Source organism: Enterobacter cloacae complex sp. P40C2, assembly GCF_014930695.1.
Lineage (GTDB): Bacteria > Pseudomonadota > Gammaproteobacteria > Enterobacterales > Enterobacteriaceae > Enterobacter > Enterobacter pasteurii.
In genome coordinates this window covers 59,258-73,591 of sequence record NZ_JADBRP010000002.1, presented here as the reverse complement: position 1 = coordinate 73,591, position 14,334 = coordinate 59,258, and the positions used below count along the sequence as shown (strand labels likewise).

Annotated in this window: 16 protein-coding genes; all 16 read right to left on the bottom strand. The window is 53.0% G+C overall.

Annotated features, from left to right (window positions below):
* Position 1: 1 nt before the first annotated feature.
* The gene (locus tag IM304_RS05630; protein ID WP_193355772.1) at positions 2–1,075 is read right to left on the bottom strand and encodes a fimbrial protein StkG; all 1,074 of its coding nucleotides are present in this window, start codon (positions 1,073–1,075) and stop codon (positions 2–4) included.
* 24 nt (positions 1,076–1,099) lie between these two features.
* Positions 1,100–1,705 (bottom strand): fimbrial-like protein, encoded by a 606-nt coding sequence (locus tag IM304_RS05625; RefSeq protein ID WP_193355783.1) that lies wholly within the window; start codon positions 1,703–1,705, stop codon positions 1,100–1,102.
* A gap of 29 nt (positions 1,706–1,734) precedes the next feature.
* Positions 1,735–2,292 carry a fimbrial protein gene (locus tag IM304_RS05620; protein ID WP_148420114.1) on the bottom strand — a complete coding sequence of 186 codons (558 nt, stop codon included), beginning with the start codon at positions 2,290–2,292 and terminating at the stop codon, positions 1,735–1,737.
* Positions 2,293–2,315: 23 nt separating this feature from the next.
* Positions 2,316–2,894, bottom strand: coding sequence for a fimbrial protein (locus IM304_RS05615; RefSeq protein WP_148420115.1), 579 nt, complete (start codon positions 2,892–2,894; stop codon positions 2,316–2,318).
* Between the two features lie 13 nt (positions 2,895–2,907).
* Complete coding sequence (locus IM304_RS05610) at positions 2,908–5,487, bottom strand: outer membrane usher protein (RefSeq protein ID WP_193355770.1); 2,580 nt, start codon at positions 5,485–5,487, stop codon at positions 2,908–2,910.
* 65 nt (positions 5,488–5,552) lie between these two features.
* Positions 5,553–6,290 (bottom strand): fimbrial chaperone, encoded by a 738-nt coding sequence (locus tag IM304_RS05605; protein ID WP_193355769.1) that lies wholly within the window; start codon positions 6,288–6,290, stop codon positions 5,553–5,555.
* A 62-nt stretch (positions 6,291–6,352) separates the two neighbouring features.
* Positions 6,353–6,940, bottom strand: a complete 588-nt coding sequence (locus tag IM304_RS05600; protein ID WP_193355767.1) for a fimbrial protein — start codon at positions 6,938–6,940, stop codon at positions 6,353–6,355.
* Between the two features lie 398 nt (positions 6,941–7,338).
* Entirely contained in the window at positions 7,339–7,719 is a 381-nt protein-coding gene (gene panD, locus IM304_RS05595) for an aspartate 1-decarboxylase (RefSeq protein ID WP_006810068.1), read from the bottom strand.
* 56 nt (positions 7,720–7,775) lie between these two features.
* On the bottom strand, positions 7,776–8,627 hold the full coding sequence (panC, locus tag IM304_RS05590) for a pantoate--beta-alanine ligase (RefSeq protein WP_148420119.1): 852 nt from the start codon (positions 8,625–8,627) through the stop codon (positions 7,776–7,778).
* A gap of 11 nt (positions 8,628–8,638) precedes the next feature.
* Positions 8,639–9,430, bottom strand: a complete 792-nt coding sequence (gene panB, locus IM304_RS05585; RefSeq protein ID WP_193355766.1) for a 3-methyl-2-oxobutanoate hydroxymethyltransferase — start codon at positions 9,428–9,430, stop codon at positions 8,639–8,641.
* Between the two features lie 123 nt (positions 9,431–9,553).
* Positions 9,554–10,033, bottom strand: a complete 480-nt coding sequence (gene folK / locus IM304_RS05580) for a 2-amino-4-hydroxy-6-hydroxymethyldihydropteridine diphosphokinase (RefSeq protein WP_193355764.1) — start codon at positions 10,031–10,033, stop codon at positions 9,554–9,556.
* A complete protein-coding gene (pcnB, locus tag IM304_RS05575) occupies positions 10,030–11,427 on the bottom strand; it encodes a polynucleotide adenylyltransferase PcnB (RefSeq protein ID WP_209007156.1) in 1,398 nt (465 codons plus the stop codon). Before pcnB ends, folK begins: the two co-directional genes overlap by 4 nt.
* A gap of 42 nt (positions 11,428–11,469) precedes the next feature.
* Positions 11,470–12,360 (bottom strand): tRNA glutamyl-Q(34) synthetase GluQRS, encoded by an 891-nt coding sequence (gene gluQRS, locus IM304_RS05570; RefSeq protein ID WP_193355763.1) that lies wholly within the window; start codon positions 12,358–12,360, stop codon positions 11,470–11,472.
* Positions 12,361–12,419: 59 nt separating this feature from the next.
* Positions 12,420–12,875, bottom strand: coding sequence for an RNA polymerase-binding protein DksA (gene dksA / locus IM304_RS05565; protein ID WP_001155232.1), 456 nt, complete (start codon positions 12,873–12,875; stop codon positions 12,420–12,422).
* A 176-nt stretch (positions 12,876–13,051) separates the two neighbouring features.
* Positions 13,052–13,756, bottom strand: a complete 705-nt coding sequence (gene sfsA / locus IM304_RS05560; protein ID WP_193355762.1) for a DNA/RNA nuclease SfsA — start codon at positions 13,754–13,756, stop codon at positions 13,052–13,054.
* On the bottom strand, positions 13,746–14,300 hold the full coding sequence (gene thpR / locus IM304_RS05555; RefSeq protein ID WP_193355760.1) for an RNA 2',3'-cyclic phosphodiesterase: 555 nt from the start codon (positions 14,298–14,300) through the stop codon (positions 13,746–13,748). Before thpR ends, sfsA begins: the two co-directional genes overlap by 11 nt.
* Between the last annotated feature and the right edge of the window lie 34 nt (positions 14,301–14,334).

The following is a 14,334-nucleotide window of genomic DNA, read 5'->3' as shown; positions in this document are numbered from 1 at the left end:
GCTACTCGTACGTGAACTGCAATGTGCCGATGGCGCTGAACGTGCCAGAGGTGACTTTTTCTGTACCAGACTTAACTAACCGGGCCGTAAGTAACCAGCTGAATAGGGCAAGGGTAGTGTTCTCTTGTGTGGTATAGCTGCTAGTTGAATTAGGCACTATCTGCCTGTTGTTCGGCCACTTCAGTAACACGCCCACGCCTTTTGCCGCGTTCGACGATGCGGTGTTGGCGAGTAATGAGCCATCAGTCCCGGTTGTTTTACTGGTGGTCAACTTCACGGTGACTTTACGGGTGTTGGTGCAATTCCCTGTCACCCCAAAATCGGCGTTTATGGTTTTATCGTTCTCGATATCGGATACACCATAATCCCCCAGGTCTACGGTTTTGGGAGCCGTGAGCGTGCAGGTGGGTTTTTCTATTGGTGTAATGAAGGCCATATTGGCTATGGTAATGGTCGGTTTGGGATGATCGTCTGGATCGGAACCCGGGTCTCCAATGGTAATTTTTCCAATTGTTCCACCAACCGGGCCAATAGATACTACGTTAGCAGGAATACCGGCAAACGTGGGAAGTTGGTAAAATTCGACCATGACCCGCCAGGAGCGATTATCCAGCAGCTCATCCTGGTCATTCATGTGTAATGCAAGAAACCAGCTCGTACTGGGAGCGAAATAGGCCGTGGCAGTATTGTCTACTGTGCCAAAAGCCAGAGCATAGGCTATTCCGGTTACATTGGTTTTGAATAAAGCTTTACCATCAATACTGCCGACTAACAGACTGGCGTCTGCCAGGGTGAAAATGTTTTCGCCATGTTTTCCTATCGTGCATTTACTACTTAATCCGGGGCTCAGATTCAGGCGATATAGCGAGCTGATTTTTGTAGGAACAGCGACATTATCCACGATTTGCAGGGTCGGCTTTGCGCCATTATAGTCGCCGATGGACTGTGTGTCGCCAAATCGAAATTTACACTCAATATCTGCATGGGCGTAAAAAGCGTTCATGGTTAAGCACATAAATAAAATAATAAAACCGTAAAAACGTGGGGAAACAGTTATCCCAGGACGCTGTGCCATAGTTATTCCTTTTAGCGTTGCCTGTTAGCGATATGTCACGCTGACTAATGCGCGCGCGGTCACTTTTCCTGCGCTGACCGGGCCGTAATTTTGATAGCGGGCGTAAAAGTTATACGCTTTCAAATAGCTTTGTTGGTCTGATGGGGTCGCTATTTTGACCTCCACATCAGACTGCCCCTCGCTGTCGAGGACGTTTTGATTAGTCGATTCCGAAAAAATTACAATCCCGACATTTTCAGCGCCGCCTGTCAGGGCAGGCGTATCATTACTGAATATCTGTTTTGATATGCCGGCAGTTTGGGCACCCTGCGGTTTGAAGGTGAAGTGCAGCGCCTGCCCGGAACCGGATTCATCTCCGCTACAGTCCACCACCTGAATCATGAAGCGAGTTCCTCCCGCAGGGTCTGCTGGCGTTAGTCTATCGGTGCCCTCAGCGGTATAAAACCACCCCTTTCCCACCGTTGGCAGCGTCACGTTTCCATTTTCTGGCACGCTCACCTGGCACGTATTGTTGATAATGTTTGCCGTCATATCCATGTCCAGGCTCGAGGCAAAACCTGCTGCGGGAAACCCCAGGCAGAGGGCGAGCCATGGCGTCGCCTTTCTGAAGATTAAGCGGGAGTGGAACATCCTGTTTAAGCTACCTGTCTGAATAAACATTATTGATAGGTCACGATAAAGGTCACGGGAGCGCTGACCGAACCCGTGGTCACGTCAGAAATTGTTTTATCTTTAGCAATGACGATGCGCGCGTCCATTTCAAATTTCCCCGTCCCGTTAGACAGGTTAACGACAGAAGTCGGGGCTGTGGCGCAGTTCAGCAGGGAACCCGAGTCGACAGACCCCTTCCAGATTTCAAAACCAACGTTATGCCCGGCTGCATATGAGGTTCCATTTCTGGCATTGCCGGTACAGGCGCCACCCGCACCCGGCGTGGCCTGAATGGCGGCATTTTTTACCCCGGCACAGTTGGTGAACGCGATTTTGAATGCCCCTCTTCGGTTCTGGCTCACCAGGTCGGACTTAAACACATCGCCAAACGGCAAAATGCTTATGGGGGCTCCGCTCGCATCCTGAATCTCGGCATTACAGGTACCAGCCTCAATGGTGGAGGTGAACGTGGCCTGAACGCTTGTCGTACCCGTAATGGCGCCTGAAGAAACGGAAGGCAGAATGGCAGCCATCGCAAGCACCAGTGAAGTCATTTTCTTTTTCATATCAACGCTCCGTATTGCGCCAGTTATTCATAGGTGAAATTAAACGTAGCGATACCGCTAAAGTTGCCGGTCATGCCTTGCCCGCTTGCGGTTTCCACCAGCGTCGCCAGGAGTGAAACTTCGCCAGCACTGATCTCTCCGCTCGACCAGACGAGGCGCTGCGTATCGGTGGATGAATTAATGACGAAGGGTTGGTCCGGAGTGGCGGTACGGGAAATCGCCACGCCAATGTTCTCCGCGCTGCCCTCGCCGGAGAGTGAGTTTTTAACTGCCGTAGTCAGCGGGCTGGCACTACCGCTAATGGTGGTTTTCAGGGATGTCAGACTCGACGGGCAAGAGACCATTTTGAGCTTAAAGTTGGTCGTTGCTTTGGCATTTTTCAGGATGATGTAATCCAGGCGCACCTTGCCGTTAGTACCAATGGGAATAACGTTGCTGGAGCCATCCCCGCTGCCGCCTTCAATTTTCATATCGCAGGTGGTGTCGCGGATATTAGCGGTAAAGGTGATATCGAGTTTATCGGCGTATGTTCCGAGCGACAGTACCATCAGCCCCGAACTTAAGATCCGTAATCCTGTTTTTTTCCCAGGTTTAAAAAGCATGTTTTAACTCCCTTTATAATGCCGTGATGTGGCAGGTCTGGCCTGTCAGCAGCGTTGTCGGTCCAATCTTTTTCGCATCCGGTGGGATGTGGTAGGAGACGGTACAGGATGTGCCGGCCTCGCTGCCCCAGACGATGTTTAACAACCCTTTATCTTCAATTCCGCGGATCCAGGCTTGCCCGGCCTGGCCTACGCTACCCACGGAAACGCCTTGTTCAGTTTGAACATCTGCACCCAGCGGAATAAAGCCACCGTCGTCACGCGTCAGTTCCATTAGCACTGAACGCCCCTGGTCGGTCTCAAAGTTAACCAGCACAACGGCACCGCTGCGGGGGACGGTGGTGGAGCGGGTATTTTTGACTTCAACGTCAGAGCGCATAGCGCTGATATCAAGGCCTACGCTGTTTTCACGGTAGGCAGACAGATAGGGCATAAGGGCATAGCCTGAGGACCCGATTTCACCGTTACCGATGGAGACGCGGGCTCCCTCGGCTCCCTCTGCTTTAATCAACGCAAGCGTATCGCTTTCGCTGATGCTGCCGGGCGCGAGCGTTACGCCGCCAGCGTGCAGAACCATCCCGCCGCTATAGCTGGCGGAATATTGTCGTGTATCGTCATCGGATGCGGAGACGGAAAGGCTCAGCGGGCCGTACGGGCCGTTGTAACTGCCGTAACCGCTCAGCTGGTTTAACGTATCGTCGCTACGGGTGGTGCTTTCGGTGATGCTGTAACTGAACCGATTATCTTCGGTGTTGCCGTTGGCGCTGGCGTTAAAACTTCCGCCACCTTTAAGATCGCTGCCGATGCCCGTCGTGAGTGAGGAGAACCCGCCAGCCCGTTTGCCGTTACCCATCAGCGTGTCGAAGGGGATAGTGAGGTTCAGGTAGATACTGTCATCTTTTTCCCCGAACTCGTTGTAGGTGCGCTGCACGGAGAGGCTGTAGCTTCCCCAGCTTAAAGAATGACTGTGGCCAACAGAGTATTGCGCTGATGAGCTGCTTTCATTCCAGTAGTCCTGCCAGGTTGAGTTGACGTAGAGCGACCCCAAATCAAGGTCGTTAACGGCCAACGGCTGGCTGATATTCACCTGGATCTGGTTCTTCATGCGCTGGAAAGTCTGATACACATCGCTGTTGTTACGGTCAGGGTTACGCTCCCTGTCACGGTATTTGATCTCGTTGGTCAAGGAGGCCGCATCGCTCAGGCTGAGATAGTCAGACGTCGAAAACCGGTATGCTGCGACGTTAAAAGAGGTATTCGTGGCTTCCATGAGTTTGCTGTAGGAGATGCGATAACTTTCGCCCGTAAGATGTCGTAAGCCGTCGATCCGGGCATCAGAATGCGTGACGTCAAAGGCGAATGCGCCGATTTGGGTGTTCATCGCCAAACCCAACAGTGCGGCGTAAAAATCGCTATCGGTGTACTCCACACCCGCATAGCCCGTAAAGGTATTGGATAATCCGTAATAGCCCGTGGCGTAACCAACCCGTGGCTTGTCGCGCAGGCTGTCGTCACGCAGTTCACCCACGCCCACGTCCCATCGGGAGTAGCCAGGGCGAAGCATTTGCGCGACCGAGGAATAGGCGACCGAGAAGGAGCGTTTGCTACCATCCGTTTCTTCTACAGTGACGATGAGATCGCTACCGTATCCTGTTGTACTGAGATCCGAGATTTCAAAGGGGCCCGGCGGCACGGAGGTTTCGTAAATTGTGTTTCCGCTTTGGGCGATCGTGACTTTGGCGTTGCTGTTTGCCACGCCCCGGATCACCGGCGCATAGGTCGATATGCCATTGGGAAGCATACGGTCGTCGTTATATAAACGTGCCCCGCGCAGGCTGATGGAGTCAAAAGCATCCCCACGGGTATAGGAATCTCCCGCGATAAACTGTGCTTTGAGCGGCGTGACGTCACGCTGAAGATAAATGTCCTGGCTGGCGTAATGGGTACCGGAATCCTGAGCCCAGTTCAGGTTACCTCGTGCACGCAGTCGCCACGGTCCCAGGTTTGCTCCATAGCGTAACCCGGCATAGGCCGTATCGGTGCTGTAATCATTCGTGTCTGCGTGCCAGCCGTTAAGATCCCATGAGAGCATCGCCGCCGGGATTCCGTCTTCCCAGAGTGAAGGGTCGACAAAACCCGCCGGGCGCTGAATGACGAAAGCCTGGGGAATAGAAAGATCCAGCTCCTGCGTGGAAGGGTCGTAAGCCACGCGTGAGCCGGGATAGGCGTTCGACATAGAGACACACGTTTCTTCAGCATCATCCCCGGCTGGTTTACGTTTCCCGGCTGCCACATTTGTTTGGGTGAGCAGTTTACGAGTGATGCAGGGAGTGGCGCGCGGTGTGCCATTATCCTTAAACAGAAGATCCGTGGTAATGGAAGGTTTCCCGTTAATAATCACCTTCACCTTATACGTTCCGGCAAGAACAGGGTTGCCTTTTGAAAATCGGCTGACATCAATTGATGCGCCGGTGTTATAAAGAAACTGATCGTTAAACTGCACGTCTTCTTCTTTATTATTTTCAGCAGCAAATGCACAGAACGGCAATACCGCACTTATCGACAAACATAGTAGCGAACGTCTAAACCGCATAATGTACTCTGTCCCAGAGCTAAGCTAATTATAATTTTTACGAATGATACGAAGCGGATATGGAATCAATTTTGTACTGACTCATACTTATCAATTCCGCCGAAATCATTGATGGCTTGCCAGGTTATTTTGATATTTCCAGAAGTTGTGTAATTTTTCACGTTCATGGTCTGGCTTGAGAACGGCTCAATATAATGCGTTTCGATCTCGTAGCGTTTAGCGCCTGAAATAAGCGTTGCGCTGGCCAGCGAAACATAATAAGGCGAATCATTCTTCGCGCTTAAAACGATTTTTTGACCTTGCCGGATTTGAGTCCATTTAAGATTTTTGGCCGCGTCTGTCGGTTCTCCTTTCAAACCGGTAGGCCGGAAAAAGAGTTTTATGCGGGTACGGAATGCAAGCTGAAGCATGCTTTGGCTGTCGCTATCCTTTGCCTTAGGCGGAACTTCCAGAACGTTAAACCAGAACAGGGATTCTTTATCTTTTGGCAACGACTGACCAAGCCAGGTGATTCTGACGGTTTGCCCTTTTTGCGGTTCAACACGCGAAACGGGAGGCGTGACAATAAAAGGAAGCTTCAGCTCCTGAGGATTAGTGGTATCTCTTCCGTCATCGAGCCAGGTTTGCACCAGTAAAGGCCGGGTGCCGCGGTTATCCATAGACACCGTTACGTCTTTTGCCGATTCAGGATAAATGACGCGGGTGCCGGAAATCACAATATCTGCACTGGCGTTAAGAGCAAAAACGCTCACCGAGGCCAGCAGCAGGGCTTTTAATCCGCTCTTAATATTCAGTACGTACATGTTTATTCTCAAATAATACGAAAAAATGTGCCCGGCAGGGCACATTAACGGGACGGATAAAATTATTCGTAGCTCATGGTGAAGTAGGCGTTGGCGCTGACTTTACCTGACTGCACGGGGCTGGTGTCTTTCACCCAGCTGGAGCCTGGAACATAAGCAACGCGGTAGAACAGTTTACCGGAGCCGGCATTCAGGTCTGCTTTCTGCGTATTATTGCCAGGCTGACCCACCATAATACGAGAAGAGACGGTTGGGGCATTGTTATACAGGGCAAGTGCAACGTTGGTTGCAGAGCCTGCTACGCCAGCATCGGGTTCGATGGTACCGTTCGCAACAGACCCCATATTTTTTGACATAAAGCTTGCAGAGGCACTCTTTAATGACCCAGGGCAATTGGTGAGCAGCAGTTCAAAATTCTTTGAGCCGACGCCGGTATCAACGGTGGTGGATTCAACTTCAGATTTTTTAACAACGGGTAAGGTAATAGTAATATTATTTTGTGCTTCACCATTCGAGGTGGAAATATTACATGTTGTGTCTGTTACCGCACCATCAAAGGTGATTAAACCGAGATCCGTATCTGCGATTGCTGAAAAAGAACCTATTGCGAACAAAGCTACAGCTGAAGCTAATAACGTTTTCTTTAACATGATTAAAATTCCATTTAAAAAACATTTTACTGACTTAATTCAAGCAAAATGATGATAGGGATCTATGAATGGGTTTGATATTTAAAATTGCTAAAAGTCATCGTTAGAAAAAATGAACGTTCGATAAGTTATTGAAAATGATCTTGAAAATTATTTTAACTGAATGAAGAGGGCGGTTTTTTATTGTGCCGGTATACTATTGGCGCGCTCAGATTATAAATGGCAAAGATCATTTTCTTTTTTATATCATTCAGGGGAATGTTTTTTTCAGAAAAGAGACGCTGGAAAAGAGCGGGAAATAGGGCGAATGAATGAGAAGATGTTATTTAAACAATAAAAAATAATGTATTTTTTATCATTCAGGGAGCGGAACCAGAGCGTTCCGCTCCCCGTCGGAATCAGGCGACCTGAACCGGAATTGCTTTGGCGGTACGTTTCATATCGTTGTCGCCCTCAAAGTAGGCGACCTTAGGCTGCCAGCGACGCGCTTCTTCATCGGACATCATCACAAAGCTGGCGATAATCACAATATCGCCTACGTCCGCGCAGTGCGCGGCCGCGCCGTTAACGGAGATGATTTTTGAACCACGTTCGGCGGCAATAGCGTAGGTTGAGAAACGTTTGCCGTTATTAACGTTCCAGATATCAATCGCTTCGTTTTCAAGGATGCCCGCAGCATCAAGGAAATCCTGATCGATGGCGCAGGAACCTTCATAGTGCAGGTCGGCCTGGGTGACTTTCACGCGGTGAAGCTTGCCTTGCAGCATTTTGCGAATCATTACGTTTACCTTTATTCAATGCGTTAGCCCCTCCCGACCGAGGGGAGGGAAGATAATTACGCCAGCTCAACCACTTTATTGTCGATAAGGCGGGCCTGACCGAGCCATGCAGCCACCAGAATGACCGCGCGTTTGCTGGTATCGGTAAGCTCAAGCAGCGTGTCGGCATCACGGATTTGAATATCGTCCGCCCGGAAGCCTTTGTCGTTCAGCGTCTGTTCAGCCATAGCAACGATCTCTTCCGCGCTTAACGCTTTCGCCAGAAGCTGTTCCGCCATGGCGTTCATCACCTTGCTTAAGCCCGGCGCGATCTTCCGCTGTTCGGCGGTCAGATAGCCGTTACGGGAGCTGAGCGCCAGGCCATCTTTCGCCCGCACAATCGGCACGCCGACGATGTCAATATCGTAGCCCATGTCGGCAACCATTTTGCGGATCAGCGCCAGCTGCTGGTAGTCTTTCTCGCCAAAGCAGGCGATGTCCGGCTGCACCAGGTTAAACAGCTTGCTGACGATGGTGGATACGCCGCGGAAGTGGCCCGGACGGCTGGCACCCTCAAGCATGGTTGAGATGCCCGGTACGTCCACGTAGGTCGCTTCAGCGGTACCCTGAGGGTATACATCTGCGGGAGCCGGTGCGAAGACGATATCCGCATGACGTTTTTTGAGCTTCTCGCAATCTTCCTGCAAGGTACGCGGGTAGCGTGCCAGGTCGTCTGCGCGATCGAACTGCATTGGGTTAACGAAGATACTGACCACCACGATATCTGCGCGCGCTCTGGCTTCATCGACCAGCTTCATATGGCCGTCGTGCAGGTTGCCCATGGTTGGGACCAGTGCGATACGTTTACCTTCCTGACGTGCACGGCGAATGTGCTGACGCAGCAGCGGCAGGGTTTCTATGATTAACACACCTTGACTCCTTAATGGAAACTGTGTTCTTCGCCCGGATAAGCGCCGGACTCAACCTCGGCAATATACTGCCGCACAGCAGCACGCATGTCGCCTGCTTCTGTCAGGAAATTTTTGGCAAATTTTGGAATATGCCCGCCGGTGATCCCGAAGGCATCGTGCATCACCAGAATCTGGCCGTCGGTGACGTTACCCGCGCCGATACCGATAACCGGAATCGACAGCGCTTCGGTGACGCGTTTTGCCAGCTCAACCGGCACGCACTCCAGAACCAGCAGCTGTGCGCCCGCGGCTTCGAGCGCCAAGGCATCATCAAACAGCGTCTGCGCCGCATCGCCCCGGCCCTGCACCTTATAGCCGCCAAAGATATTGACGGACTGCGGCGTCAGCCCCAGGTGACCACAAACCGGTACGGCGCGCTCGGTGAGCATTTTCACCGTATCCACCAGCCACGCGCCGCCTTCAATTTTGACCATATTGGCACCGGCACGCATCACGACCGCCGCGTTGTCGAAGGCTTGCTCCGGCGTGGCGTACGCCATAAACGGCAGATCGGAAAGTAACAGGCAGGCTGGCGCACCCCGGCGTACGGCGCGCGTATGGTATGCAATATCCTCCACCGTTACCGGCAGAGTGGAATCATGTCCTTGTACCGTCATCCCTAACGAGTCTCCGACCAGCATGACGTTGATCCCTTCTTCGGCAAACAGTCTGGCGAAGCTGTAGTCATACGCGGTGATGGTGGCGAAGCGTTTTTTTTCCTGTTTGCATTTCTGCAATAAGGAGATGGTGGTTGGTTTCATACTGTTTCCTGATGGCCCAAAAGCGAATCTTTGCGCATTCTAACAGTAACATTCGAGGGAACAATGATTTTAGGCAATCGATTAACCACAATTAACAAATGGATAATCGACGGTAACACGGGATTACCAGCGGGCCGGTTTTTCCGCGTTGAGGCTTTGCAGAACGGCCTTCAGCGTGATGCCGTCAGGGAAGGTAAGATCGGGGGCGACTTCAAACAGCGGCCAGAGCATAAACCCGCGGTTTTTCATGTCGTAGTGCGGAACGGTGAGGCGTTCGGTGTTAATCACCTCGTGGCCGAAAAGCATAATATCGAGGTCGAGCGTGCGCGGTCCCCAGCGTTCGGCTTTGCGTACGCGGCCCTGCTGTAGCTCAATGCGCTGGGTATTATCCAGCAGCGTTTCTGCGTCAAGGTCCGTTTCCAGCACCACGGCGGCGTTCAGATAGTCAGGCTGATCCTGCGGGCCAAGCGGCGGCGTACGGTAAAACGAGGAGACCGCCACGATACGGCTTTGGGGGATGTCTCCCAGCGCCTGAACGGCAGCGTTAACCTGCTCCAGCGGAGAGGCCAGATTGCTGCCGATGGCGATATACGCAAGGGTCATGCCGTGCCTTCACGACGCGGTGCGCGCTTGCGCGGGCGGCGGTGACGACGGCGCGGTGCTGGCTCATCATCCAGGTCCGTGAGCATATCTTTCTGCTCCGGCGGTGCAGAGACCTGAAATTCTCCCCACCACTGCGCCAGGCGCTGTAGCTCCTGGTTTCTTTCGACTTCAGCACGCAGAGAGAGCAGATCGAACGCGGCGCGGAACTTAGGATGCTCCATCAGCTTCCAGGCGCGTTTACCCTGACGGCGGGACATGCGCAGCTGGAGCTGCCAGATATCGCGCACCAGAGTAGTGATACGTTTCGGGATCGCCAGCGTGCGGCAGCCTTCGTCCAGCACGTCGTTTGCCGCCAGCGCGAAAGCGTCATAATAGGCGAGGCCGCTCTCCTGAGTAATGCGCTGCGCCGTTTCCAGCAGCGGGTACCAGAACATGGCCGCGAACAGGAACGCCGGATTCACGCGCATATCGTTGTGAATGCGGGTGTCAGTGTTCTTCAACACCTGCGCAATCATCCGCTCCATGGCGCTGTCGCCGTTTTCGGTAAAGTAGCGGGTGATCGTCGGGAACAGCGGCTGGAACAGGTTGTATTCGCGCAGCAGGTTGTAGGTTTCAAACCCGTAGCCTGCCTGCAGCAGCTTTAATGACTCTTCGAACAGACGGGCAGGGGGCACGTCGTTAATCAGCGTCGCCAGACGAGGGATCGGCTCCGCGGTTTCCGGGCTGATGCGCATATTCAGCTTGGCGGCGAAACGCACGGCGCGCAGCATGCGGACCGGATCTTCGCGATAGCGCGTTTCCGGCGTGCCGATCAGGCGAATCAGGCCTTCTTTCAGGTCCTGCATCCCGCCGACGTAATCGCGAACGGTGAAATCCGCCACGCTGTAGTAAAGGCTGTTGATGGTGAAATCACGGCGCTGAGCATCTTCTTCAATAGAGCCGAAGATGTTGTCACGCAGCAGCATGCCGTTTTGGCCGCGCTGGGAGGTCGTGCGATCGTTGACGCCCGCTTCGTGGTGACCGCGGAAGGTTGCCACTTCAATAATTTCCGGCCCAAACATCACGTGCGCCAGGCGGAAACGGCGGCCAACCAGACGGCAGTTGCGGAATAATTTACGCACCTGCTCAGGCGTGGCGCTGGTCGTCACGTCGAAATCTTTAGGTTTTTTGCCCAACAGTAAATCGCGAACCCCGCCACCGACGAGATAGGCCTCGTAGCCTGCTTTATTCAGACGATAGAGCACCTTGAGGGCATTTTCACTGATATCTTTGCGGGAAATATTGTGCTGCTCACGCGGAATGACCGACATGTGTGGCTGTGCAATAGCATCGTTCGCCATGCTCTCTTCGCGGCTCAGCACTTTACGGCAAAAATTAGCGACTCGGGTAAAAATAGTACACCTCGTAGTGTGTTTTGTTATCAAAAAAGCGGCTAATCATAGCTCAGCGCAACGCATTTGAGAATGCCGGATTTTGGGCACGGCTATAAGCGTCCAGTTATCAATCGCCATTTTCAGCAATTCGTCCAGACTCAGATCCTGCCATTCCTTCGTTACATTCTGGTTGAGAAATCGCAGCGCGTCGATCAAAACCGGGCGCGGATCGCCGTCAGGCAGCGCCGGGGCATGATTCTGTTTTGACAGCTTATTCCCCTGGTCATTGACCGCCAGCGGCAGATGAATGTAATCCGGCGCCGTCCAGCCAAACTGCTGGTAAAGCGAAATGTGGCGCACGGTCGGCTCAACGAGATCCGCCCCGCGCACAATCTCCGTAACGCCCTGGAAATGGTCATCGACCACCACCGCCAGGTTATAGGCAAACAGGCCATCACGCCGGTGAATAATAAAATCTTCGCGCGCCAGACGTTCATCCGCCTCGATTTTACCCGAGAGCACGTCGGTAAACGCCGTTACGGGCGAACGCTGAACCAGCCGTACGGCAGCGTTTTCTGGCCCGTTGCGAAGCGTGCGGCAGTGGCCGTCGTAAACGCCACCTGTGCTCTGAATACGCGCGCGGGTACAGGTGCAGTTATAGGAAAGCCCCTGTTCGGCAAGCCATGCCAGGCGCTCCCGGTAGGCATCATGGCGTTGAGACTGCCAGAGCACCTCGCCGTCCCAGTGAAGACCGTAATGTTCCAGCTGTCGCAGAATGGTTTCTGCCGCACCGGGAACTTCACGCGGAGGATCAATATCTTCAATGCGAACAAGCCATTTACCCTGACGGGCGCGAGCCTGCAGGTAGCTGCCGAGCGCGGCAATTAATGAGCCGAAGTGTAATTCACCGGAGGGAGATGGCGCAAAGCGGCCGATATAGTGAGATTCAGACATATCAACGGTAACAAGGCGGGAGAGACTCCCGCCTTTGTAGAGTGTGTAGAGGGCGGGGATTAACCAGCCATCTGTTTTTCGCGGATTTCTGCCAGCGTTTTACAGTCGATGCACAGATCGGCTGTTGGACGCGCTTCCAGGCGACGAATACCAATTTCAACACCGCAGGATTCGCAGTAGCCAAAATCTTCGTCCTCGACCTTCTTCAGCGTTTTTTCGATCTTTTTGATCAGTTTGCGCTCGCGGTCACGGTTACGCAGTTCGAGGCTGAACTCTTCTTCCTGAGCGGCACGGTCGACCGGATCCGGGAAGTTAGCAGCTTCATCCTGCATATGTGTAACGGTGCGATCGACTTCATCCCTGAGTTGATTACGCCATGCTTCAAGAATACGCTTGAAGTGCGACAGCTGGGCTTCGTTCATATACTCTTCGCCCGGCTTCTCTTGATACGGCTCCACCCCAGCGATGGCGAGAATACTCAGGGACGATGTTTTACGGTTTTGCCCTTCTTGCATGTTGCTTCTCCTTAACACGCACTATCGATCCCCGTGTTGGGGGAAAAATCAGGTCGCTATAAATAGCAGATGCTTTTCCGTATGGCAATTATCTAAACGTTACACTTGACAACCCTGTGAGGAAAAGCGTATTTGCGCACGCGGCCAGAACACTTAATAGTCAATCGTCTAATCCCTTATAAGACAATGGGAAGAGAGGATCTCAGAGTTATATTATCGGCAGAAAGTTCCGCTTTATAAGCGAAAACCTCTACCCCCTGCTTTTGTGCCTCATGCAACAATTGCGCGTATTTAGGATCAATATGACGGGCCGGGGAAAACCGTTCAATGGCTGAATGCAGAACCGCAAACAGCAATACGGCGCGTTTGCCCGCCGCCGCTACACTCATTAGCTCTCGCAGATGCTTCTGGCCACGTAGCGTTACCGCATCCGGAAAGAAGCCGTTTTCCTGTTCCGCTAACGTCACTGATTTCACTTCAATATAGCACTCAGGCCGATCTTCCGCCTGTAACATAAAGTCAATTCTGCTGCCCTCATCGCCATATTTCACTTCGCTTTTTTGCGTACCGTAACCCACCAGTTCGGGGAGCGTGCCGTTTGTCAGCGCTTCCTTAACCAGCTGATTTGCGCGCAGGGTATTAACGCAAATAAATGCCCCGTTTTGCGTCTCGGTCATTTCCCAGGTATGGGGATATTTGCGTTTAGTATTTTCTGAAGTGGAATACCAGACCGTGTCACCCGGCGTGGCGCAGCCGGTCATGGCACCGGTGTTAGGGCAGTGCAGGGTAAGCGTTTCGCCCTCGGGGGTTACGACGTCTGCGAGAAAGCGTTTATAACGCTGGATCAGGGTGGCGCGCTGGAGTGCGGGGCTAAACTTCATCAGGTTTCCTTAACGTGTCGCCCAGCGTCCAGCGCTGGAGCGGGGTATAGCGGGTGCGTCCTTGTACAAAGGCAGATTCGTAAAGCGCAAATTCAGTCACCTGAAAGGACCAGTGAAAGCCCGGCGGCGGGATGGCAACAGCCTGACCCGCATCGCGCAGCAGGGTGATATGGGGATGAAAAGGCTGCGGGCTCTGGTAACAGCCGCTGCGCGCAGCCTGTGCCCGCAGCATGTTCGCGAGCTGAAGTAATCCGCGAGGCGGCTGACGCGTTCCCAGCCAGACTACCCTGGAGCGCAACCACTGTCCGGCATCGTCAAGGTGAAGCGTAAACCCCGGCTGAGAAATGCGTCCGGCCATTGCGCTTAACGCGCGCTGCTTCTCTGCACTCACCTCGCCGAGAAAGGCTAACGTCAGGTGCATGTTTGTGGCAGCGACAGGCCGGCCCGCTTCCGCCGGAAAGTGGCTGGCGCGCCAGCGAACGATCTGCCGTTGAAGCGTGGTGGGTAACTCGATGGCGAAAAACAGCCGTTTTGAATCAGACATGCGCAGGACTCGGTAATGATATGCGCCGATGCTA

Excerpts from the sequence above, each read along its gene's own strand:
- sfsA (WP_193355762.1), bottom strand. The coding sequence starts at position 13,756 with ATGAAGTTTAGCCCCGCACTCCAGCGCGCCACCCTGATCCAGCGTTAT.
- IM304_RS05610 (WP_193355770.1), bottom strand. The coding sequence starts at position 5,487 with ATGCGGTTTAGACGTTCGCTACTATGTTTGTCGATAAGTGCGGTATTG.
- IM304_RS05620 (WP_148420114.1), bottom strand. The coding sequence starts at position 2,292 with ATGAAAAAGAAAATGACTTCACTGGTGCTTGCGATGGCTGCCATTCTG.
- gluQRS (WP_193355763.1), bottom strand. The coding sequence starts at position 12,360 with ATGTCTGAATCTCACTATATCGGCCGCTTTGCGCCATCTCCCTCCGGT.
- IM304_RS05625 (WP_193355783.1), bottom strand. The coding sequence starts at position 1,705 with ATGTTCCACTCCCGCTTAATCTTCAGAAAGGCGACGCCATGGCTCGCC.
- IM304_RS05600 (WP_193355767.1), bottom strand. The coding sequence starts at position 6,940 with ATGTTAAAGAAAACGTTATTAGCTTCAGCTGTAGCTTTGTTCGCAATA.
- IM304_RS05615 (WP_148420115.1), bottom strand. The coding sequence starts at position 2,894 with ATGCTTTTTAAACCTGGGAAAAAAACAGGATTACGGATCTTAAGTTCG.
- IM304_RS05605 (WP_193355769.1), bottom strand. The coding sequence starts at position 6,290 with ATGTACGTACTGAATATTAAGAGCGGATTAAAAGCCCTGCTGCTGGCC.
- panD (WP_006810068.1), bottom strand. The coding sequence starts at position 7,719 with ATGATTCGCAAAATGCTGCAAGGCAAGCTTCACCGCGTGAAAGTCACC.
- folK (WP_193355764.1), bottom strand. The coding sequence starts at position 10,033 with ATGACCCTTGCGTATATCGCCATCGGCAGCAATCTGGCCTCTCCGCTG.
- dksA (WP_001155232.1), bottom strand. The coding sequence starts at position 12,875 with ATGCAAGAAGGGCAAAACCGTAAAACATCGTCCCTGAGTATTCTCGCC.
- panB (WP_193355766.1), bottom strand. The coding sequence starts at position 9,430 with ATGAAACCAACCACCATCTCCTTATTGCAGAAATGCAAACAGGAAAAA.
- thpR (WP_193355760.1), bottom strand. The coding sequence starts at position 14,300 with ATGTCTGATTCAAAACGGCTGTTTTTCGCCATCGAGTTACCCACCACG.
- IM304_RS05630 (WP_193355772.1), bottom strand. The coding sequence starts at position 1,075 with ATGGCACAGCGTCCTGGGATAACTGTTTCCCCACGTTTTTACGGTTTT.